Source organism: Ralstonia pickettii (assembly GCF_001699815.1).
GTDB lineage: Bacteria > Pseudomonadota > Gammaproteobacteria > Burkholderiales > Burkholderiaceae > Ralstonia > Ralstonia thomasii.
Genome location: NZ_MCGB01000057.1, coordinates 323,992 through 347,468, shown reverse-complemented (window position 1 = coordinate 347,468; position 23,477 = coordinate 323,992). Strand labels below are relative to the sequence as shown.

General features: G+C 62.9%; 14 protein-coding genes and 1 pseudogene. 7 read left to right on the top strand and 8 right to left on the bottom strand.

Going from position 1 to position 23,477, the window contains the following annotated elements; all coding sequences use genetic code 11:
- Positions 1–30: 30 nt before the first annotated feature.
- Complete coding sequence (locus BEK68_RS09495; protein ID WP_004630909.1) at positions 31–1,047, bottom strand: class 1 fructose-bisphosphatase; 1,017 nt, start codon at positions 1,045–1,047, stop codon at positions 31–33.
- Positions 1,048–1,093: 46 nt separating this feature from the next.
- On the bottom strand, positions 1,094–3,796 hold the full coding sequence (gene pepN / locus BEK68_RS09490; RefSeq protein ID WP_009241110.1) for an aminopeptidase N: 2,703 nt from the start codon (positions 3,794–3,796) through the stop codon (positions 1,094–1,096).
- Between the two features lie 152 nt (positions 3,797–3,948).
- Here pepN and BEK68_RS09485 point away from each other — a divergent pair, with 152 nt between their 5' ends.
- Both BEK68_RS09485 and BEK68_RS09480 read left to right on the top strand, forming a co-directional pair.
- The gene (locus BEK68_RS09485; RefSeq protein WP_009241109.1) at positions 3,949–4,617 is read left to right on the top strand and encodes a DUF4136 domain-containing protein; all 669 of its coding nucleotides are present in this window, start codon (positions 3,949–3,951) and stop codon (positions 4,615–4,617) included.
- 295 nt (positions 4,618–4,912) lie between these two features.
- Positions 4,913–7,234, top strand: coding sequence for an NADP-dependent malic enzyme (locus tag BEK68_RS09480; RefSeq protein ID WP_009241108.1), 2,322 nt, complete (start codon positions 4,913–4,915; stop codon positions 7,232–7,234).
- Between the two features lie 98 nt (positions 7,235–7,332).
- Here the strand turns inward: BEK68_RS09480 and BEK68_RS09475 are convergent, their stop codons facing one another.
- The 6 genes and pseudogenes from BEK68_RS09475 to BEK68_RS09450 all read right to left on the bottom strand — a co-directional run bounded on the left by BEK68_RS09475 (position 7,333) and on the right by BEK68_RS09450 (position 13,957).
- Positions 7,333–8,403, bottom strand: coding sequence for a porin (locus BEK68_RS09475; protein ID WP_009241107.1), 1,071 nt, complete (start codon positions 8,401–8,403; stop codon positions 7,333–7,335).
- Positions 8,404–8,555: 152 nt separating this feature from the next.
- A pseudogene (gene uraD, locus BEK68_RS09470) lies at positions 8,556–9,079 on the bottom strand (2-oxo-4-hydroxy-4-carboxy-5-ureidoimidazoline decarboxylase).
- On the bottom strand, positions 9,076–10,038 hold the full coding sequence (puuE, locus tag BEK68_RS09465; RefSeq protein ID WP_004630895.1) for an allantoinase PuuE: 963 nt from the start codon (positions 10,036–10,038) through the stop codon (positions 9,076–9,078). Before puuE ends, uraD begins: the two are co-directional and overlap by 4 nt.
- Before the next feature lie 111 nt (positions 10,039–10,149).
- On the bottom strand, positions 10,150–11,568 hold the full coding sequence (locus BEK68_RS09460; protein WP_012436094.1) for an 8-oxoguanine deaminase: 1,419 nt from the start codon (positions 11,566–11,568) through the stop codon (positions 10,150–10,152).
- 4 nt (positions 11,569–11,572) lie between these two features.
- Entirely contained in the window at positions 11,573–12,982 is a 1,410-nt protein-coding gene (locus BEK68_RS09455; RefSeq protein WP_012436093.1) for a nucleobase:cation symporter-2 family protein, read from the bottom strand.
- A gap of 216 nt (positions 12,983–13,198) precedes the next feature.
- Entirely contained in the window at positions 13,199–13,957 is a 759-nt protein-coding gene (locus BEK68_RS09450; RefSeq protein WP_012436092.1) for a GntR family transcriptional regulator, read from the bottom strand.
- Positions 13,958–14,334: 377 nt separating this feature from the next.
- On the opposite strand from BEK68_RS09450, the gene uraH reads away from it, so the two are divergent.
- The 5 genes from uraH (at position 14,335) to BEK68_RS09420 (ending at position 23,446) form a co-directional block, all read left to right on the top strand.
- Entirely contained in the window at positions 14,335–14,688 is a 354-nt protein-coding gene (uraH, locus tag BEK68_RS09445; RefSeq protein WP_004630888.1) for a hydroxyisourate hydrolase, read from the top strand.
- Between the two features lie 17 nt (positions 14,689–14,705).
- The gene (locus BEK68_RS09440; protein WP_012436091.1) at positions 14,706–15,962 is read left to right on the top strand and encodes a urate hydroxylase PuuD; all 1,257 of its coding nucleotides are present in this window, start codon (positions 14,706–14,708) and stop codon (positions 15,960–15,962) included.
- 934 nt (positions 15,963–16,896) lie between these two features.
- Positions 16,897–19,485 (top strand): type VI secretion system Vgr family protein, encoded by a 2,589-nt coding sequence (locus tag BEK68_RS09430; RefSeq protein ID WP_012436090.1) that lies wholly within the window; start codon positions 16,897–16,899, stop codon positions 19,483–19,485.
- Positions 19,486–19,515: 30 nt separating this feature from the next.
- Positions 19,516–21,840, top strand: coding sequence for a T6SS effector phospholipase Tle3 domain-containing protein (locus tag BEK68_RS09425; protein ID WP_012436089.1), 2,325 nt, complete (start codon positions 19,516–19,518; stop codon positions 21,838–21,840).
- 10 nt (positions 21,841–21,850) lie between these two features.
- Entirely contained in the window at positions 21,851–23,446 is a 1,596-nt protein-coding gene (locus BEK68_RS09420) for a hypothetical protein (protein WP_012436088.1), read from the top strand.
- The last annotated feature ends 31 nt before the right edge of the window (positions 23,447–23,477 follow it).

Here is a 23,477-nt window from a genome sequence, read left to right as displayed (position 1 = left end):
CCGCTGGAACAACGGCCTTATATGACGTTGTTACGGCGTTTGCTTGGCCTCGAGGTGATATTGCGTGACACGATCCACCTCGTTTTTCGATCCCAGGACCACCGCCACGCGCTGGTGCAGCTTTTCGGGCTGGATATCCAGAATGCGTTGTTCGCCGTTGGTAGCCGCGCCGCCGGCCTGTTCCACCAGGAAGGCCATCGGATTGGCTTCGTACATCAGGCGCAGCTTGCCGGCCTTGCCCGGCTCGCGCTTGTCCCAGGGGTACATGAAGATGCCGCCGCGCGTGAGGATGCGATGCACGTCGGCCACCATCGAGGCGATCCAGCGCATGTTGAAATCCTTGCCGCGCGGGCCTTCGGTGCCGGCCAGGCATTCGTCGATGTAGCGGCGCACGGGCGGGGCCCAGTGGCGCATGTTCGACATGTTGATGGCGAATTCCTTCGTGTCGACCGGAATCTTCACGTCGCGGTGGGTCAGCACGAAGCTGCCGACTTCACGGTCGAGCGTGAACATGTGCACGCCGTTGCCGACGGTCAGCACCAGCGTGGTCTGCGGGCCGTACACGGCATAGCCGGCGGCGACCTGCTTGGAGCCGGGCTGCATGAAATCGGCTTCCGTCACGGCTTCGCCGGCCTTGGGCATGTGCAGCACCGAGAAGATGGTGCCGATCGACACATTCACGTCGATGTTGGACGAGCCGTCGAGCGGATCGAACAGCAGCAGGTATTCGCCCTTCGGATAGCGATGCGGAATCTCATAGAACGATTCCATCTCTTCCGAGGCCATGGCGGCCAGGTTGCCGCCGTACTCGTTGGCTTCGAGCAGGACTTCGTTGGCGATCACATCCAGCTTCTGCTGGGTTTCGCCTTGCACGTTGCCGGTGCCGGCCGAGCCGAGCACGCCGGCAAGGGCCCCCTTGTTGACGCTGTGCGAGATCGCCTTGCAGGCGCGGGCCACGACTTCGAGCAGCAGACGCAACTCGGCCGGGATGGTGTTGTGCTCGCGCTGCTCTTCGATCAGGTAGCGGGTGAGGTTGATGCGCTTCATGGGTTCTCCTGAGACGGGCGCGATTTTACGATACAAGCGGTGACATTCAGGCCAGCGCCTTGCCAACGATCTCGCGCACATCGCGCGAGAGGCTCGGATGTGCCGCCACGCGCTTGAGCGCGTCCTGCATGGCGTCGCGCAGCGCGGGCACGTACTTGCGCCAGCGGTCCAGCGCGCGGGCCAGGCGGGCAGAGACCTGCGGGTTGATGGCGTCGAGCGCCAGCACCTGCTCGGCCCAGAACGCATAGCCCGACCCATCGGCGGCGTGGAACTGCGCTGGGTTGCCCGAGCAGAAGCTGAAGATGAGCGAACGCGCTCGGTTCGGGTTGCGCAGCGTAAAGGCCGGATGAGTCATCAGGGCTCGAACGGTTTCCAGCGTTGGCTTGCCGGTGGTGCCCGGCTGCATGGCTTGCAGCGAGAACCACTTGTCGATGACCAGGGCGTCGTCGGCGAAGCGCGTGTAGAAATCGGCCAGTGCGGCTTCCCGGCCAGGGGCGTAGCTGTTGACCATCGCCGAGAGGGCGCCCATGCGGTCGGTCATGTTGGTGGCGCCGGCATATTGCCGTTCGGCCAGGGCCAGCGCTTCGGGGGCTTCGGTTTCCACCACATAACCGAGGGCGATGTTCTTGAGCGCACGCTTGCCTGCAGACACGGCATCGGGCGAGTAGGCGCCTTCGGTCTGGTTGTCCTGATAGGCGCGCAGCAGTTCCGCATTGAGCTGTTCCGCCAGGGTGCGGCGCAACGTCCGGCGCGCGGTGTGGATGGCGGCCGGGTCGGCTACGTCCATGCGCTCGGCCAGGTAACTCTCGGCCGGCAGGATCAGCATCTGCTCGCGGAAGGCCGGATCAAGCGAGGTGTCGGCGACCACGGCGCGCAGGGCTTCGACCAGCGCCGGATCCACCACCGGCGCGCGGCCGTGCTGGATGTCGGTCACCATGCGCAGCAGGGTGTCGGTGGCCAGGCGCTGGCCGGCTTCCCAGCGGTTGAACGGGTCGGAATCGTGCGCGAGCTGGAACGTAAGCTGCTCGGTCGTATAGCCGTATTCCACGATCACCGGCGCCGAGAAATTGCGCAGCAGCGAGGGCAACGGCGCTTCGGCCACGTCTTCGAAGACGAAGGTCTGCTTGGTTTCAGTGAAGTCCAGTACGCGCGTGGTTATGGGCGAGGGCGATGCGGCCTCGCCACGCAAGCGCAGCGGCAAGTCACGGCCCTGCTTGTCGATCAGGCCCACCGCAAACGGAATGTGGAACGGCTGCTTCTGGATGCCGCTGGTGGTCTCGATGCCGACTGGCTCACAGCGTTGCCGCAGCGTGAGCGTGTACGTGTGCGTGGCCGCATCGTGGTGGCCCTCAACAGCAACGACCGGCGTGCCGGCCTGGCTGTACCAGCGGCCGAATTGCGTGAGGTCGCGGCCGTTGGCATCGGCCATGGCCGCGCGGAAGTCGTCGCAGGTGACTGCCTGGCCATCGTGGCGCTGGAAGTACAGGTCCATGCCCTTGCGGAAGCCGTCGCGGCCCAGCAGCGTCTGGTACATGCGCACGACTTCGGCGCCTTTTTCGTACACCGTGACGGTGTAGAAGTTGTTGATTTCTTCGTAACTGTCGGGCCGTACCGGGTGGGCCATCGGGCCAGCGTCTTCAGGGAACTGCGCCTGGCGGAGCAGCCGCACGTCTTCGATGCGCTTGACGGCGCGTGCGCTGGCAGCGGCGGATTCGTTGCCGGCCAGCGCGGCCATGTCAGCGGAGAACTCCTGATCGCGGAACACCGTCAGGCCTTCCTTCAGACTCAACTGGAACCAGTCGCGGCAAGTGACGCGGTTGCCCGTCCAGTTGTGGAAGTATTCGTGGCCGACCACCGATTCGATGTTGGCGAAATCCACATCGGTTGCCGTCTCGGCGTTGGCCAGCACGTACTTCGTGTTGAAGATGTTCAGGCCCTTGTTTTCCATCGCGCCCATGTTGAAGTCGCCCACGGCGACGATCATGAAGCGGTCGAGATCCAGCTCCAGGCCGAAGCGGCATTCGTCCCAATGGATCGAGTGGATGAGCGAATCCATCGCGTGGCGGGTCTTGCCCAGGTCTTGCGCCTCCACCCACACCTGCAGCAGCTTCTCTTTGCCCGAGGCCGATCGGATGCGTTCTTCAATGCATTCGAGCTTGCCCGCCACCAGCGCGAACAGGTACGACGGTTTCTTGAACGGGTCGTGCCACACGGCTTCGTGGCGGCCGTCCGGCAGGTCGCGCTCCGACACGAGGTTGCCGTTGGACAGCAGCACGGGGTAATCCGCTTTCGATGCGCGCAGCGTGACGGTGTAGACGGTCATCACGTCCGGGCGGTCGAGGAAGTAGGTGATCTTGCGGAAGCCCTCGGCCTCGCACTGCGTGAAGAAGTTGCCGTTGGAAACGTACAGGCCCATCAGCGAGGAGTTCGCTGCGGGATTGCAGTAGGTGGTGAGTTCCAGCGTGAAGCTGGTGCCAACATCGGCCGGTACGGCTTCGATGGTGAGCGTGTCGTCGGAGGCCTGCAGGCCGGACAGCGCTTTGCCGTCGACCGTCGCGCCCGCCAGCTCGAGCCCTTCACCCGCCAGCACGAGCGGCTTGCCGGCATCCGTGCGCGTCATGCGCATGCGGTTGACGACGCGGGTGCGCTCGGGCACGAGATCGATCTCCAGGGCCACTTCGTCAATGCGGAAAGCGGGCGCGGTGTAGTCCTTGCGGTAAATCGTGACGGCGGTATCGGTGCGCAACATCGGTAACATCCTCGTAGAGGTACGCAAAAGGCCATTGTACTCAGGCGCTTGGAGGGAATCTTCCGCGGCGGGCGTCACTCTGAGTATCAGACCGCGTGCGGCCAGTTTCCGGGCACGCGGCCATCTGTCTGATTGAGAGTAGGGGGATTTTCATGTGGAAATGGATCAAGTCATCGGGCATCGGGCCGATGGCCGGTGCGCTGATGGCGGCCAGCCTGCTGGCGGGCTGTGCGAGCACGGTCACCAGCCAGGTGACGGCGTTCCGGCAACCCGGCTGGACCGACAACCCGCCGCGCACCTATGCCTTCGAGCACACCGCAGCGCAGCAAAATGACCTGGAACGCCAGACCTACGAGGCCTGGACATCAGACCAGCTTGCTGCCCACGGCTTTACCAGCGTGCCGCGTGCCAGCGCGCGCTATGTGGTGCGCCTGGACTACTCGACCGCCACGCGCCTCGTGCAGGTGCGCCAGCCCGTGTATCCGGACCCGTATTGGGGTCCGGGGCCCTGGGGGCCATGGCGCAGCCCTTGGGGGCCTTGGGGCCCGTGGGGGCCGCAATATGTGGATACCAACGTGCAGGTGCCGTTCTACGCCTATCACGTGGAAATTGACGAGGCAGCCACCGGTAAGCGTGTTTATCAGGTGACGGCGCAAACGCAGGGTGGGGATGGATCGCTGACGGCGGTGATGCCTTACCTGGTACGCAGCGCCTTTGCCAATTTCCCGGCGCCGAACGCGCAGCCCATCCTCGTAGAGTTGCCTGTTGATCCATCGGTGAAACCGGCGGCCAAACCAGCTTCCGGGCCGGCACCCAAGTAGTGCGCCAGGGTGGGTTTTGGCTGGCGGTCTACGTTAGAATGCATGACCTAATCTGTAGGCCGCCAGCCGTACTCCGCTTGAGCGTTGTCAATTCATCCCGTCTCGCGCCGACCGCCACCCCTGGCCGGCGCTGCCTCCGCGCCGTCGCTACCCTTCTGACGGTGCCCCACAACGCGTGCGGCCTCACCCCCGGTTTCTCTCTGTTCCCACTGTTTTTTGCCACTTCGTCTCAGGGAGTTTCTGCCTGAGCGCATGTGCGCCTCGTCTGCGGAACTCCCCATCAGGATGCATTGCTATGAACGACAAGCTTCACGACGCCTCGCCGGATTCCCAAGACCAAGGCGCCGAGGCCGAACTGCGCCGCGCAGCGTTTGAATATCACCGCGCCCCCACGCGCGGCAAGATTGAGGTTCGCCCGACCAAGGCGCTGATCAACCAGCGTGATCTTTCGCTGGCGTATTCGCCGGGCGTGGCATATCCGTGTACCGCGATCGAGCAAGACCCGTCGCTGGCGGCGGAGTACACGTCGCGCGGCAACCTGGTCGGCGTGATCACCAACGGCACCGCGGTGCTGGGTCTGGGCGACATCGGCCCGCTGGCCAGCAAGCCCGTCATGGAAGGCAAGGGCTGCCTGTTCAAGAAGTTTGCCGGCGTGGACGTGTTCGATATCGAACTGGCCGAGCGCGATCCGGACAAGCTCGTTGACATCATCGCCTCGCTGGAGCCGACGCTGGGCGGGATCAACCTCGAAGACATCAAGGCGCCGGAGTGCTTCTACATCGAGCAGAAGCTGCGTGACCGCCTGAATATTCCCGTTTTCCACGATGACCAGCACGGCACGGCGATCATCTCGTCGGCTGCCCTGCTCAACGGCCTGAAGGTCGTCGGCAAGGACATCGGCAATGTGAAGGTGGCCGTGTCGGGTGCGGGCGCCGCGGCCATCGCCTGCCTGGACGTGATGGTCGGCCTGGGCGTCAAGCGCGAGAACGTCTACGTAGTCGACTCCAAGGGCGTGATCTACGCCGGCCGCGACGCCAAGATGGAGCCGAACAAGGCGCGCTATGCGCAAGACACGTCGGCCCGTACGCTGGCCGACATCGTGCGCGATGCAGACGTGTTCTTGGGTTGCTCGGCCGCCGGCGTGCTGACCGCCGACATGGTCAAGACCATGGCGCCGAAGCCGATCATCCTGGCGCTGGCCAATCCCGAGCCGGAAATCCGCCCGGAAGTGGCCAAAGCCGCGCGCCCGGACTGCATCATCGCTACGGGCCGCTCGGACTACCCGAACCAGGTCAACAACGTGCTGTGCTTCCCGTATATCTTCCGCGGTGCGCTCGATTGCGGCGCCACCAAGATCACGGAAGAGATGAAGCTGGCATGCGTGAAGGCCATTGCCGAGCTGGCAGAAGCCGAAACGAACGATGCCGTGGCGCAGGCTTATGCCGGCCAGGACCTGACCTTCGGCCCGGATTACATCATCCCGAAGCCGTTCGATTCGCGCCTGATCGAGAAGATCGCGCCGGCCGTCGCCAAGGCCGCGGAAGAGTCTGGCGTGGCCACGCGCCCGATCAAGGATCTGGACGCCTATCGCGCCCAGCTGAGCGACTTCGTGTACCACACGGGCCTGACCATGCGCCCGGTGTTCTCGGCCGCCAAGGCCAACCCGAAGCGCGTCGTCTACGCCGAAGGTGAAGAAGAGCGCGTGCTGCGCGCGGTGCAGACGGTGGTGGACGAAGGCCTGGCCAAGCCGATCCTGATCGGCCGTCCGCACGTGATCGAAATGCGCATCCAGAAGGCCGGCCTGCGCCTGAAGCCGGGGGTGCATTTCGAGCTGGTCGATCCGGAAGACGACCGCCGCTATCACCAGTACCACACCGCTTACCACGAGCTGATGGGCCGCAACGGCGTGACGCCGGACATGGCGAAGTCGGCGCTGCGCCGTTCGAACACGCTGATCGGTGCACTGCTGGTGCGCCTGGGTGATGCCGATGCGCTGCTGTGCGGCACGGTTGGCCGCTTCGACGCCCACCTGGAACACGTGCGTGACGTGATCGGCCTGGCCCCGAATGCCAAGGTGTTCGCCGCCATGAACGGCCTGATGCTGGAGAAGCACACGCTGTTCATCACCGATACGTTCGTCAACGAGCTGCCGAGCGCAGAAGAGCTGGCCGACATCACCAAGCTGGCGGCAGAAGAAGTGCGCCGTTTCGGCCAGGAGCCGAAGGTGGCGATGCTGTCGCACTCGATGTTCGGCTCGTCGAAAAACGCATCGGCCCGCCGCATGCGCGCTGCGTATGACCTGCTGAAGGTGGAAGCGCCCGACCTGCAGGTGGAAGGCGAGATCCAGGGTGACGCGGCACTGTCGGAAGACATCCGCCATCATTTCCTGCCGAAGAGCGCGTTCTCGGGTAGCGCAAACCTGCTGGTGATGCCGTCGCTCGACGCCGCCAACATCGCGTTCAACCTGCTCAAGATCACGGGCGGGCAGGGCGTGACGGTGGGCCCGATCCTGCTGGGCGCGGCCAAGCCGGTGCACATCCTGAACCCGTCGGCCACGTCGCGCCGCATCGTCAACATGACGGCGCTGGCGGTGGCAGACGTGTCGGCTACGCGTTGATTGGTTGATCCAACTGTTGGGCCGCTGAAGGTTGGCGGCCCAAAAGAAAACGGCGCCTGGGGAAAGTCCAGGCGCCGTTTTTCTTTGCTGCCGACTGCTTAGAACTTCGCGCGGATGCCCACGCCGAAGGTGTCTGCCGAGCTGAGGCTCGTCACCTTGTCGCGCATGTACGCGGCGTACACGTCAGTGCGCTTGGACAGCGAATAGTCGTAACCGACCGCCCACGTGTTGCGCTTCACGTCAGCCGCACCCGAAGTTTTGGTGTACGCGTACGACGCCAGGATGCTGCCCGGGCCCACCGGCACCGACATGCCCAGTTGGCCGCCGTTGCTCTTCGCGTCCCCCGAGTTGATGGCGTTCTTGATGTACTGGTACTGGCCGTAGACCTTGGCCACGCCAAAGTCGTACGTGGCACCGAGCTGCGCGGCCGTCTGACGCGAGAAGCCTGCCACCAGTGCGTTCAGGTCACCCGGGGCGGAGTCGAAGCGCACCTGCTGGAAAGCCGCCGTGGCTGCGAAGTTGCCATGGAAGTACAGGAAGTTGCCGCCCCACTTGTTCTGGCCGTTGTGGCCGGCTTGCTCGCCCGCGCCGTAGATGAAGTTGGCGGTCAGACCGTTGAAGTCCGGCGTCGAATACATGATCGCGTTGTTCCAGCCCGAATCGCCCACCAGACCCGAGATACCGCCGGGGCCGCGCAGGCCGTTGCCGAGGTACGTGTGGAACACCATCGGCGAGAACGTGTACGAATCGATGAACGGGTTGAACAGGATCGTCGATACGAAATACGGCGGCGTCAGGCGGCCGAGCTTGATCGAACCCCACGTGCTCGATTGCAGGCCGACGAACGAGTTGCGGGCGAAGAACGTATCGCCGTCAAAGCGCCCGTACTTGCCGGTGTCCGGGCGGAAGAACGCTTCCAGCGTGAAGATCGCCTTCAAGCCATTGCCCAGATCTTCGCTGCCCTTCATGCCCCAGTACGAGGTCGACATACCGCCCGAGTTGACGCCCCAGGCGCGATCCGATGCGCCCAGGGTCTTGGTGGCGCCCGCCCAGGCATCCACCTGGCCGTACAGCGTGACGGACGACTGCGCCTGCGCACCGGCACTTGCTGCCCCCAGTGCCGATGCCACTGCCAGCGCGGCCATGCCACGCTTGAATTTCGACTGCATTGCTACCTCCTTTGTTGTTGAAAGTCACTGCAGGTTGCGCTGCATTCTTTGATGCAGTCACAGGCCGGCTGGTCAGGCTCCATGCCGGACGGTGTCCCATGCCCCATGACACCGCGCCCACAGCGTTGTTTTTTGCTGCTGAACCTGAGAAATCAGTTGGCGGCGATCAAATCGGCCAGACGGAAACCCGCGATGCGATGAATCTGTTCGAGCGATGCACGCAGCTCGGTATCGCGGTCGTTTTCCACGCGCTCGCTGAAGTTGTCGATGATGCCGTGGCGGTCATAGCTGCGCACCGCCAGGATGAACGGAAAGCCGAACTTCTCGTTGTACTGCGCGTTGAGGGCCTGCAGGCGTGCAAACTCTTCCGGCGAGCACTGGTTCAGGCCCGCACCACTTTGCTCGCGCGTCGACTCGGCGGTCAGTTCACCGCGCACGGCCGCCTTGCCCGCCAGCTCGGGGTGAGCGCGCACGAGCTTGAGCTGCGGCTCAATGCCGGCGGTGTCCACGGCATTGCGCATGGCAGCCGCGAGCGCTCGGCCGAGGCGAACGGGCGCTGCGTGGCGGCCTGTTCGGCAACCCACGGGGAGTGCTCGTAGACGCCGCCGAGGACTTGCACGAACTGCGACGCGTCCATGCCGTTGAGTTGCGAGAGGGTGTAGGTGGTCTGGCTCATGCTGTGGTGCTCAAAACGGGTTGCTTGGCATACGGATGGTTCTGGATCCAGTGCTGCGCGATGTCGATACGGCGGCAGATCCAGACCTTGTCGTGCGATTGCACGTAGTCGAGGAAGCGCTGCAGCGCGCGGAAGCGCGCCGGGCGCCCCAGCAGGCGGCAGTGCATGCCGATCGACAGCATCTTCGGCTGCGCAAGGCCGTTGGGATCGCCTTCTTCGTACAGCACGTCGAAGGCGTCCTTCAGGTACTGGTAGAAGTGGTCGGCCGTGTTGAAGCCTTGCGGGCTGGCAAAGCGCATGTCGTTGGTGTCGAGCGTGTACGGCACCACCAGGTGCGGCTTGTGCTCGCCGGACGAGGTTTCGACTTCGGTCCAGAAGGGGAGGTCGTCGCCGTAGTAGTCGGCGTCGTACGCAAAGCCGCCGTGCTCGACGACCAGGCGCCGCGTGTTGGGGCTGTCGCGGCCGGTGTACCAGCCCAGCGGCGCATTGCCAGTCAACTCGCGGATGATCTCGACGCCGATGCGCATGTGCTCGCGCTCGGTAGCTTCGTCGATGTTCTGATAGTGAATCCAGCGCCAGCCGTGACAGGCGATTTCGTGGCCCAGATCAACGAAGGCTTGCGTCACGTCCGGATGGCGCTGCAGGGCCATCGACACACCGAAGATCGTCAACGGCAGGCCGCGCTTTTCAAACTCGCGCAGGATGCGCCACACGCCCGCGCGCGATCCGTATTCGTAGATCCCCTCCATGCTCATGTGGCGGGCCGGGTAGGCCGCGGCGCCGATGATCTCAGAGAGGAACTGCTCGGAGCCGGCATCGCCGTGCAAGACGCAGTTTTCACCGCCTTCCTCGTAGTTGAGGACGAACTGCAGGGCGACGCGCGCGCCGCCCGGCCAATTGGCGTTCGGCGGGTTCTTGCCGTAACCGATGAGATCGCGCGGATAGTTATTGTTTGTCATGGTTTTTTCATGTCGAGGAGACTTCATACAACACCGGTCAGACAGTGGAATGCGGCTTTCCAAATTCACGACATCACAGCGGCGTCATGAACGAGGCAAGGCGCCATCGCGTCAGGCCGGGACTGCCCGGGCAGCCTGCGCGAGTTCCAGCGCGAGCCTCCGGTGAACCGTGAGATGGGCGTCGAGTTCCAGCGTGGTCAGGCGGCCGTCTTCGACGACTACGCGCCCATTGATCACGCTGTGCGCCACGTTGGACGGGGCGCAGAACACCAGCGCCGCGACCGGGTCGTGGTCGGCGCCGGCAAAACCGACCTGGTGACGATCGAAGCTGACAAAGTCGGCCGACATGCCGGGTGCAAGCGCGCCGATGTCGTCGCGGTTGAGCACGCGCGCGCCGCCGAGCGTGGCGATCTCCAGCGCCTCGCGCGCGCTCATCGCCGCGGGACCAAAGCCGACGCGTGCGAGCAGCATGGCCTGCCGCGTTTCGCCGAGCATGTGCGCCCCATCGTTCGACGCGCTGCCATCCACGCCAAGGCCGACTGGCACGCCGGCATCGCGCATGGTGCGGATCGGGGCGATGCCGGAAGCCAGGCGCATGTTCGAGCACGGGCAATGCGCGACGCCAGTGCCGGTGCGTGCAAACACGTCGATGCCGTGCGCGTCGAGCTTCACGCAGTGCGCATGCCAGACATCGCGGCCGACCCAGCCGAGGTCTTCTGCGTACTCGGCCGGCGTCATGCCGAACTTCTCGCGCGAGTAAGCGATGTCGTTATCGTTCTCGGCCAGGTGGGTGTGCATCGACACACCGTAGCTGCGCGCGAGCTTGGCCGATTCGCGCATCAGGTCACGCGAGACGGAGAAGGGCGAGCACGGCGCCACCACCACGCGCAGCATCGAATGGCGATCGGCGTTGTGCCACGTTTCGATCAGGCGCTGCGTTTCCTTCAGGATGGCTTCTTCGCCTTCGACCACGCGGTCCGGCGGCAAACCGCCCTGGCTGCGGCCGACGCTCATGCTGCCGCGCGCCGCGTGAAAGCGCATGCCGATCTGCTGTGCGGCTTCGATGGAATCGTCGAGCCGGCTGCCGTTCGGATAGAGGTACAGATGATCACTGGAGGTCGTGCAACCCGAGAGCAGGAGTTCCGCCATCGCCGTGAGCGTAGACACGCGCACCATCTCGGGCGTGAGGCCGGCCCACACCGGATACAGGTTGGTCAGCCAGCCGAACAGTTCGGCGTCCTGCGCGGCGGGCAGGGCACGCGTCAGGCTCTGATACATGTGATGGTGCGTGTTGACGAAGCCCGGCGTGACCACGTGGTCGCGCAGTTCCATCACACGTACGTTGGGTTGCCCGATGGCCTCGCGGTACTGCGACGGCAGATCGGCCGAGGCGCCAACCCATTCGACTACGCCACCGCGCGCAACCAGGGCGCCGTCGGCGATCTCGCGGCGTTGCGCATCCATGGTGACCAGCACGTCCGCATGACGGGCGATCAGAAGCGGGTCGTTGTGCGCGACAGTGGCGTTCATGCAATTACTCCGTGCCGTGGGTGTTGGCGGCAGCGTCGCGCATGGCGTGCTCGGCCGACTGCATGCCGTTGTAGTACAGGTTAAGGATGACCGCGACCAGCGTGCCCAGCACGATGCCGCTGTGCGTAACGGGCTCCAGCCAATGCGGCAGGTACTGGAAGAAGGTCGGGGCCAGCGTCGGGATCATGCCGAAGCCGATCGAGATCGCCACGATGAACAGGTTGTGGCGGTACTTGTTGAAATCGATCGAGCCGAGAATGCGCACACCCGTGGCGGCAACCATGCCGAACATCACGATGCCCGCCCCGCCCAGCACGAACGAAGGGACCGATGCCACGATGTGCGCCATCTTCGGGAACAGGCCCAGCGCGATGAGGATCACGCCGCCCATGGCTGCCACGAAGCGCGACCGCACACCCGTCACCGTCACCAGCCCAACGTTCTGCGAGAACGACGTGTACGGGAACGTGTTGAACACACCGCCGATCACAGTGCCCAGACCGTCGGCGCGCAGGCCGCGCGTGAGGTCATCGGTGGAGAGCTTCTTGCCGGTGATTTCTGCCAGCGCCAGGAACATGCCGGTCGATTCCACCAGGGTGATCATCATCACGATGCACATCGAAGCGATGGCGCCGAAGTGGAAGGTCGGCATGCCGAAGTGCAGCGGCGTGATCACGGCCACCCAGTCGGCTTCGGTAATGCCGGCAAAGCTGACCTTGCCGAATGCCATGGCGATGAACGTGCCAATCACGATGCCCAGCAGCACCGCGATGTTGCCGATCAGGCCGCGGCCGTACTTCGTCAGCAACAGGATGATCACGAGCACTGCCAGCGCGATGCCCAGGCCGCTCAGGTCGCCGTAGGCCGGATTCGGCACGGTCTTGAGCACGCCGTCCACCATGGTTTTCATGGTCGGCTGGCCGCCGGCAGCCCAGTTGATGCCCACGCCCATCAGCGACATGCCGATCAGCGTGATGACGGTGCCCGTCACGACAGGCGGGAAGAGTCCAAGCACACGCCCCATGAGCGGCGCGACGATGATGCCGAACAACCCCGCCGCGATCACCGCGCCGTAGATGCCGAGCAGGCCGATGCTCGGGTCCGTGCCGATGGCGATCATCGGGCCCACCGATGCGAAGGTCACGCCCATCATGACCGGCATGCGAATGCCGAACTTCCAAATACCGAAGGCCTGGATGAGGGTGGCAAGGCCGGCGGCAAAGAGATCCGCGTTGATCAGGAAAGCGAGCTGTTCCTTGGGCAGATGCAGTGCACCGCCCACAATCAGAGGCACTGCCACGGTGCCTGCATACATCACCAATACATGTTGCAGACCCAATGCGAGCAGGCGTCCGTACGCCACGCGCTCATTGGTCAGATCCGCCGTGGGGGCGGCGATGGTGCTGCTTGCCATAAAGGTCTCCTTTGGGTGGTAAGCCGGACGGCGTCCGGCTTGGAGCCTGCCCACGTTCCTGCTGCGCGCCCCGATTCTGGCCTTGTGACACGTCCCGTCCTGATGTCGGGCGGTGTATCCCGGGGCCAACCTTCGGCAGGTCGCTACGGATCGTGGACAGGTTCTTGGACGGCCGGCCTCTGTCGTGCCAGCTCGCCCGATACAGCTGAACCGGTCCTAGACTTTGTCCTTCCCGCCGCGTGGGCCCAATACCGAACGCAAATCGAAATCAGCGGGCGCTTCGGGGCGCACGCGATCGGCGCAGCATTGCAAGTGCTGGGCCATGTGGGCCTGGGCAGCGCTGGCGTCGCCACGCTCCAGTGCATTGAGGATGTCGAGGTGTTCGTCGAACGAGCAGGCGTTGTTGCCCGGGGCCTCGACGCTGGCGATCATCAGGGTGGTGCGCGACACCAGCCGGCGCATCATCTCGACCACCAGCGGGTTGCCGGACTGCTCGGCCAGCGCTACGTGAAATTCTGCAGACAGGCGAATCCAGCGCGGGCGGTCCTGCGTGACAAACGCCTGGCGTTCCTGTTTGACGAGTTCCAGCAGCGGGGCGATGGCTGCCTTGGGATTGCTGCTATGGCCGACCTTGTCGAGCACCGCACGCTCCAGGATCTGACGCAGCTCGAACATGGCGTGGGCTTCGTCGATGGAGGGCGCCGCGATGAACGCGCCGCGATTCGGCTCGAGGTCAACCAGGCCGTCAGCGGCCAGTTGGGAGAAGACCTTGCGCACCGTATGACGCGCGGTGGCATAGATTTCGCACAGCGCATGCTCCGTCAGCTTGGTGCGCGGGGGCAGGCGGTGCTCCATGATCGCGTCGTAGATCTCGTGATACATCCGTTCTTCGACCGACATGCGTGTTGCCCCCGATGCCTTGACGCCCGACTTCAACGTCGCTTCCGTGGAGACCAGCTTGAGATTCTTGGACATGGCAGATCCGCCTTTGAGTAACGCGCCGCAGCATAGGCCACTGCGAAAACCTGTTGACAATTATTCGTGGCAGCCTTCAATATTGTCAACAAAATGCGTTCGGGAATCCGACAAACTAGGGAAATCCCTGTTTCAACCGAGTCTAGCGACACGACAGAAGCAAGGCGTCGGACCCAGGACGAGCGACGGCTTTGCCGGTTTGGCATGCACCCTCCCAACATGGGCGGCAGGCGTAAACCGGCTGGACGCGCGCCGGGATGCGTGCACAGCACGTACCGAGCGGGCCCCGACGCCAGCCCTTGTCACACAAGGGTTTGGCGCGAGGTGCAAGTGGAGGCAGCGGCGCTTCTGAAAATTCGAACTACAGAGGAAGACAAATGGGACGCTTGACCACCCATGTGCTCGACACCGCTGCAGGCACGCCGGGCCAAAACCTGGCGATCGCACTGTTCAAAATTGTCGACAATCAGCGGCAACCGATCAAGTCGGTCCGCACCAATCACGATGGCCGTTGCGATGCGCCGCTGCTTGAAGGCGACGCGTTGCAAACCGGCGTGTACGAGCTGGACTTCGGCGTGGGCGAGTACTACCGCGCCGCCGGCGTCAAACTCCCCGATCCCGCGTTCCTGGACGTGGTGACGCTGCGCTTCGGCGTGGCCGACACCAGTGCGCACTACCACGTGCCGCTGCTGGTGTCGCCGTGGTCGTATTCGACCTATCGCGGTAGCTAACAGGGCAGGGAGTCATCATGGAAGGCTATATCCTCGACTGGGCCAACTTGCTCTTGCGTTGGCTGCACGTGATCGTCGCGATCGCGTGGATCGGGTCGTCGTTCTACTTCGTCTGGCTCGATAACAGCCTGACCAAGCCGACCGCGCCGGACCTGAAGGACAAGGGCGTCGACGGCGAGCTGTGGGCCGTGCACGGCGGCGGGTTCTACAACCCGCAGAAGTACCTGCTGGCGCCGAAGCAGCTGCCCGATCATCTGCACTGGTTCTACTGGGAGTCGTATTCGACCTGGATGTCGGGCTTCGCCCTGCTGACGGTGGTGTACCTGTTCAACGCCAACGTCTACATGATCGATCGCAGCGTGTTCGACATGACCGCGACGACGGCGGTGCTGCTGGCGCTGGGCTTCCTGGTGGTCGGCTGGCTCGTATACGACACGATCTGTCGCGTGTTCGGCAAGAACGACCGCGTGGTCGGCATTCTCGTGGCGATCTACGTGGTGATCGCGGCGTTTGCAGCGTGCCACCTGTTCTCGGGCCGCGCAGCATTCCTGCTGATCGGCGCGATGATCGCAACGATCATGAGCGCCAACGTGTTCTTCTGGATCATCCCGGGGCAACGCAAGGTGGTCGCCTCGCTCAAGGCTGGCGAAAAGCCGGACCCAATCCACGGCAAGCGCGGCAAGCAGCGCAGCGTGCACAACACGTATTTCACGCTGCCGGTGCTGTTCGCGATGCTGTCGAACCACTACAGCATGACGTACGCCGCCAACTACAACTGGGTTGTGCTCGTGCTGATCATGCTGGCCGGCGTGCTGATCCGTCAGTTCTTCATCCTGAAGCACAAGGGCGTCGTGAACTGGGGTTATCCGGCAGCTGGCGTGGCTGTGCTGCTGGGTGTGGCCGTGTGGCTCGCTCCGGTGTCGCGTTCGGTAGCTCCGGCAGCGGAAACCGCGGCAGCAACGGCGCCCGCAACAGCGGCAGAAGGCGGTGCTGCGGCTCCAGCGGCCGCCGGTGGCGGTTCGGACTTCGCCAAAGTACAGGCAGTCGTTACCGCACGGTGCTACCAATGTCACTCGGCGCATCCTACCCTGATGCCTTCACCGGCTAAGGGCGTGTTGCTCGATACGCCGGAAGAACTGGGCAAGCATGCACAGCTCGTCTACCAGCAGGTCGTCCAGCAGAAGCTGATGCCGTTGGGCAACGTGACGCAAATCACCGACGACGAGCGCACGATCATCGCCAAGTGGTTCGAAGGCGGCGCCAAGACGAACTGAGGCGCACGCTGAGCAACAACAGAACGGTTTATCGGAGCATGCCATTCGTTCCCTAGCGGGTGGCATGACCGGTGAGGGTTGAACGGGGCTGCGGCCCCGTTTTTTTTCTCGCCTTGAGAATGCGAGCCTTTGCATGCAGCAGCGCCTACCAGCTGATTTCGGGCAGGTGTGGTGTCGTTGCGCGATAATGCGCGCCTCGTGCACCACCGCACAAATTCCACGGGACAAAGCACTGCACGGGCATGCATAGCCAAATTCTGATTTGTTCCGTGCTGTATTGCCTCAATAGGAAGCGGCCCACTAGACTTGTCGGTGCCGCTTTCGTGCCATGAGAGAAAGCGGCCGAGGACTGGAACCCTCGGTAGCAACCGGCAAGGACTGAGCACAAGTCCTTGTCGTCATTCTCCCGTGGCCGCTTCCCCTTATGGGCGAGCTTGGCAGGGACGGCTTCGTGCCGATCGAGAGTTGCTACTCGGGTTCCAACCTTGTCAATGCTCGCCCACCCGTTCACCACGGGTGGCGCGTTTCCTTCAGCTCGACGGAGACCTCGCCATTACGGATTTCCAAGCCCTCCCCGATATTCGCCGCTATCAAGCGCATGCTGATTTGTTCGACAAGCTTTCGAAGCTGCGAACGTTCTTGAGCATGCTGCACGCGACTGGATTCGAACATTTTCGTGCGATAGACGAGACGCGGCAGGCGGAATACCTGTGGACGTGTCTGGACTTTGCAGAAGAGGCATATCGACGCTAACAGTTTGGGATGGAATCGATGTGTCGGAGGGAGTCAGTTGAGCCTTGGTGTGTGACAACTTTTGACGCGGTTGCGCGCCATTCTCATTCGATTTCACGACAAAGAGCGCTACCGTCATAGCCACTCATAACACCACGCACGTCACTACGACATTGGCGTGTCACGCACGAGGAGCACAGAGATGGGCGCAGCAGAACGCATGTCCAACAAAATCGGCAACCACCGCACAGTCAAAGCGAGCAGCAACGCGATCCCTGACCTACTGGGGCAGCCACAGTTGGAATTCGTGCGCGTCTCGGGCCGCGAAGCGCTGAGCGAGTTGTTCACCTACACAGTGGATCTGCGCCCCGTTTCGTTGGCAGCCGATCAGTCCATGCTCGAATCAGATCTAGACGCTGCCATTGGCCACGAGATGACCTTGTCCATCGAACTGGACGGCATGGGCACCGGCCTGCTTGGTGGTGTTGGTGCGGGTGTGCGAGAAATCACCGGCCTGATCACCGCCGTCGAACTGATCGGCGGCGTGGACAACAATCGTCTCTACCGCTACACCTTGCGCCCCTGGTTTTGGTTGGCCAGTCAGACCTCTGATTACAAAGCGTTCCAAAACAAGTCTGTCATCGACATCCTCGACGAAGTGCTGGCCGATTACCCGTATTCGGTGGACAAGCGTCTGGACACCAGTGTCTTCCCCAAGCTCATCTGGGAAGTCCAGCACGGCGAGACCGACGCTCACTTCATCCAACGTCTCACCGAAGAATGGGGTATCAGCTATTTCTTCGAACACGATGGCAGCCACCACCGGCTCGTGCTCGTCTCCGAATCCGGCGCCTGGCGCAAATTCCCCAGCGGGGCATATCACGCGCTGTCGATCTACCCGCAAGGTTTCAAGATCGACCAGGAGCACCTGACACGTTTCGAGCCCATCAACCGTCTGCGTACCGGCAAGGTTACGTTCAAGGATTACGACCCACGCCAGCCCAAAGCCGACCTCACCACCAGTGACAGCCTGCCGCGCGACACGCTGTTTTCCGAGTTCGAACGCTACGAATACGAACCCGGCCTCTATGACAGCCGAGATGTCGGCAACTTGCACGCTCGCATTCATACGGAAGAGCGGCGCGCCAAGGGGCGACGCATGCGTGGTGTCGGCAACCTGCGCGGCGTCGCCGCCGGCAACACCTACCACATCACCAATCACGACCATGACGCGCTGAACCGCGAAGTCCTGATTGTGAGCACGGACCTGATGTTGGAAGACGTGGGCATCCACAGTGGCGGCACCCAGCAATACACCTGCCGCGTCAGCTTCGAAGCTCACCCCACGGACGAAGTCTTCCGTCCAGAACGGATCGCCCACAAGCGTCGCGTTCAAGGTATCCAGCGCGCCGTCGTCACCGGTCCCGAGAACCAAGAGATTTGGACCAACGACCACGGCTGCGTCAAAATCCAGTTCGAATGGGACCGCTACGGCCAGCACGACGAGAATTCCTCGCCCTGGATCCGCGTGTCCAATGGCTGGTCCGGCGATCAATTCGGCACCATGCAAATTCCTCGTATTGGTCAGGAGGTCCTGGTCGACTATCTGAACGGCGATCCGAACACGCCGATCATCGTTGGTCGCGTACCCAACCAGCTCAACACACCGCCGTGGGCGCTGCCGACGCAGCATGCGTTGTCCGGCATTGCCAGCAAGGAACTCTTCGGGCGGCGGCGTAACCATCTTCTGATGGATGACACCCAAGGGCAGATTCAGGCCCAACTGTCGTCAGACCACCAGACATCCCAGCTCAACCTGGGCTACTTGACCGGTGTGCCGGGGCAGCCTGGGCGCAAAGACCCGCGTGGCGAAGGTTTTGATCTGCGTACTGATGGGCAGGGCAGTGTGCGAGGCGCCAAGGGCCTGTTCTTTACCGCAGAAGGGCAAATCGCTGCCGTGGGTGGCCACTTCACGCGAGAGGAATTCATCCGCTGCATGCGCGCAGCGCTTGAGACCGCCGAATCGTTCGGCAACTACAGCAGTCAGCACGAAGCGCTCAAGAGCGACACCGATCCGCAATCCAAGCTAACCCAAGCCATCGAGGACTGGGACGCTGGCGCCAACAACCATAAGGACGCCCCGGGGCAAGGTGGACAACCCATCATTGGCGCCTACGCGCCGGCGGGCATGGCGTTCGCCACACCCGAGACGCTGACCAGCTACGCCGGCAAGCACGTCGACACGATCTCCAAACTCAACCAGCAACACACGGCAGGTCAGCAATACATTGTCAACGCTGGCACTGGCATCAGCCAGTTCGCCCACAGTGGTGATTGGAAGGCCACCGCCCACCAAGGCCAGCTCGTGCTACAGGCGCAGAGCAAGAACATGGCGCTCAACGCCAAGACGGATGTGGTGATTACCACCACCGACGGCACCATCGTGCTCAATGGCAAGACCGGTATCACCTTCATGAGTGGCAATGCCGGCATCCGCATCGCGGATGGGTGCGTGGATATCTTTGGACCGACGCGCGTGCATGCGCATACCGCCGACTTTGATGCGCCAGGGCCGCAGGGGATTGATGGGGCATTACCGCAGTTCGACTCAGGGGATACGGGGCGCAAGTTCCGGCTGATTCGTCCCGCAGACAATGAACCCGTAGCGAACCGGTCGTATGAAATCGTCAAGAGAGACGGCAGCGTTATCAGGGGAGTCAGTAACGCCCTGGGAGAAACCGACCTGCATGAATCTCAGGCAGCAGACGTGCTGGCAATCAAGTTTGGCTAACCGCTCTCATCAATCGGACAGGACGCATCAATGACTGATTCAATCGAATCTTTTTCAGGCGGCCCGCGCGCAGAAGCCCTCTGCCTGCCGGGCAATCCATGCCTAGATGTGGATGAGCCCTTGCCACTGCCGGGCGTCATCGTCTTTGTACACGGCGTCAACTCCATGGGCGAATGGTTTGACACCGCAGAGGAGGGGCTCTGCAAGGGCCTGAACGCGCGCCTGCAACGCGAGGACGATCATGTCTTTCGCGTCAAGGGTAGCGGGCAACTCAGGCCCGTCACCTACATGAGCGAATTGACTGAGGATGGCTACATCCAGCGTGACCTCAAGTCGGCAACGTTTGTCAAAGACGCAGGCTACAGCCCCGTCATTCGGTTCCGCTGGGGCTACAAGTCCAGTGTCGATGAACTCAATGCCGTGGGCGGCAACATTCTGCTCGATGAGAAGAACGCCTGGGGCGGCGGCCCCTTCGTGAACGGCTGCTCGGCCTTGCCCGACATGTTCAACAAAGGCACCGATGCGGAACTCGTTTTTGGCGCACTGTCCCTGACCCACCTTCAAACCAGTGACCGGCAGGTCTACAGTGCTCCGGCCCGTCATTACCAGGCCTTCGCCGCCTGGCGACTGGCCAAGCTGGTGAGCCGCATCCGCGAGGTGCATAGGACGCTGAAGCGCGATGGTGTCACTGACAAGGATTGTCCCATTACCGTGGTCTGCCATAGCCAAGGCAACATGATAGGCATCGGCTCGGCGTACTTTGGCGCCCATCACGCCGAATTCAACGGTGAAGGCAAGTGCAACGGTGTCGCCGACAACTACGTCCTCGCCTGTGCGCCCTACAGCCTGCGCAAGAGCTGGATCGACAACGTCTCCCAATACGATTCAAAAAACGAAGCGGGTCGTGTCACCTATGAAGCCCGCGCCAAGGGCCTCAGGAACTTCTTCGACATCGTGCGGGGCTTCGGCAAGGAGCGAGCGCAGCACTACGATGCCGACTTCGTAACCCAGCACGCCTTCAACCACAAGCCTCGGAATGGCGACGCTGCCTGCACCGCCGAGCAAGATTGCAAGGGGCGCGACACGCGCGCCCGCGTCTTCTTGTACTGCAGCCCGCATGATCGGGTCATCTCCGTTGCCGCCGTGCGTGGTATGGGCTGGCTAGGTTTAAACAAGGAAGATGTGGAGGCCACCGGAGCTGACGGTGTGCTCTACCAACGTGTCTGGGCCGAGGCCAAGCCGGGGGTGCCGTACAAGGTGGGCGGCACCCCTGGTACTGACTACCACTACTGGAATGACACCATTGGCGCCAATCCCGAGACCAGCATCTTCTGGACTCCGGATTCCGAACGCGTGAGCGTTCAATTCAAGAAAATCTGGGGTGACGATCGAAAGGGTTTTTGGGGCAAGTTCTTTGGCTCGACCATCGGCATATTCATGGGAGCGGGCGCTGCAATTGCCAATCAGGTGAGCAATGTCGCCAAGGTCAATGGCGTGCCCGACAAGGACTGGGCCGTGCGTGTCAACGCGCCGGCCATCTCCAGCGGCGGCATCGTGCCGCGGGCTGTCTACCTGGCGCGCAGCGACGGCAGCACGCTGCCGACCGAGCAATGCTACGTCGACGGCGTCCACACGCTGGGCCCCTTCAATGTCCACTACGAATCCGCTCGTGATGCGCTCAATCCGGCGCGTCAAGTCCCCCAGGGCACTGAGGACCCTTACGCCCATCAACGCACGACCGGACACGGCAGCACTGCCAGCGAAGCCGCCATGCGCTACGACCAGAACGCCGGCATTCGCCAGCGCGCGCGGCGCAATGCCTACGACGAAAGGGGCCAACTCCAGAGCGGAGCCACCTTCGATAAAAACGACATTGCTCTGATGAACGACGAGAACCATCACAAGATTCGCGGCACCGAGTTTGGCAAGTTCGAGGAGCAGGCGCGCGCGGCGCAGTTGAAGGAAGGCGACCGCCAGCAGCCCACCAACCACTCCACCATCCTCACCAACCCGGCGCACAGTGAACACGTGCTGGCGTATGACGTGGATGTGGGCCTGTGTCTGTTCAACGCCAATCACATGGCTCAGTTCCGCAGGATGGCGGATTGGCGCTGGTGTGAGCCGCAGTCTGAGGGGGGCGAGGTATATCCGGCGGGGCGGGAGCCCGCGAAGGATATTGAGTTTGAGTACTACAACTCCGAGAAAGCCACGTATGACAGCAAGAAGCTGGAAGACCACGACATGTTCGTCGAAGCCAAGGGCGGCGTCACGGCGATCGGGATCCCCGGCGAGCGCAACCCGGGGCGCATGTACTCCCACCACACGCCGGACGACACCGGTACCCCCTATGCCTGAGGGAGCTGCCATGCCCAACTTGTCTTGTTTGAGCCCATGCAGGCGCGCGCTGAAGGCCACGCGCGTGCTGGCCGCCGCCTGCCTGCTGTTGACCGTTAGTTATTCTGGAGTGTCGATGTCCGCCAACGATTCGTATTCCCGCAAGCCCGTGGCCTGGCCGCGTATGCAGGCCGCCGCGCAGGCCGACCCGAAAGCCCCCGCTGCCGTGCTGTTGGGCGTGCAATGGATCAACCCGCTGATGTGGCGGGACTACCCCACCCAATGGAACTTACTTTGGGCGCAGGGCCTGGCCCAGCCCAACGCCAATGATCGCGATGCAGCAAGATTCAAGCTTGGGGATGCGGTAGGGGAATTAACGCTCGGGCTAGAGCGCAAGAAGCGTCTAGATGACTACCCGCAGATCAAGCGCGACAGGTTCTGGGGAGCCTATAGCAAGCTGTTGAGTGTTCCTCTGAGCACTTTCAGTTATCGCTACTTCAACTCGGGTTTCTACTCGATGGAGCAGGGTACCGACCGGCCCGACTTCATGGATGCCATCGTGTTCGCGGGTATGCCGCGCGAGTGGATCGGTACGCCCACGTACCTGAAGAACTATGCCCTTGGCGATGATTGGAGCGTGGATGAACTGCTGAAAGAGCAGGCCGCCATGGGCATGCCCGCGCCCAGCTATCTGGCCTACGACGCCGCACATTCCGAGCAACGCATGCAGGACTACTGGGTCAAGCTGCACAAAGACCCGAAGACCGGCGAAACCGTGCGCGGCCTGCGTACTCGTGAACCAATGATCGTTGGCGAGTCCATTCTGTCGTTGCAAGGTGCACGGAGACTGATGTTCGACAAGGTGGCCGATGCCGCCTTCGCCAAAAGCATGAAGTACAACCCCAGCGGCAAGCTGCCACAGGTGGTGCTCAAGGCTGGCGACGAGACCGTGGGCTTCTACGATCTGCAAGAGGCGCTCAAATTCCTGGCCGATAACCCCAACAAGCTGGTGTGGGTGTGGAACATGGATGCGCCCAACTACCCGATGGGCGAGCAGACCAACGAAAACACCGCCCTCCTCATCCTCGGCCACCCCAGCGCCAACTGGGGCTACGCGCCGCTCGCGTCCATCTACACGCCGCAGCATCACGAAGGCGGCATCGGCGCCAAGGCCGCCAACCCGGGTGGCCCGTGGAGCCCGTTGATGAAGACGCTGCAAGAACAGGCCTCCCAGGATCACCCGGTCGAACGTGTCTACCACGACGTGCACAAGCACACCACCAACGTGAATGCCTTGATGGGGCCGCTGCACGCCGCCGTCCACCAGCAATGGCCGGATCTGGACCAAATCGGCAATTTCTACAGCGTGTCCCAAGTCATGGAAGGCCCGGTGCGTGCCGCCAGCTTCGCGGTCAACGCCGCGTTTGCCGCTGCCTACGCCAACCAAAGCGGCAAGAGTGCCGTCGTCACCAGCGTGGCCGATGCCAAAGACAGCTGGGCGGTACTGATCGGCCCCCCGCCGGGCTGGCAGCCGACGCCGCCAATTACGAAATGGGACCGTGCGCGGGGTGAGGGCCGTGCGTACTGGCCGTGGTTTGGCAAACAAACGGGTGACCGAAAATCCTGAGTTTGCCAATCAAACTAGCCTGGAAGTATGA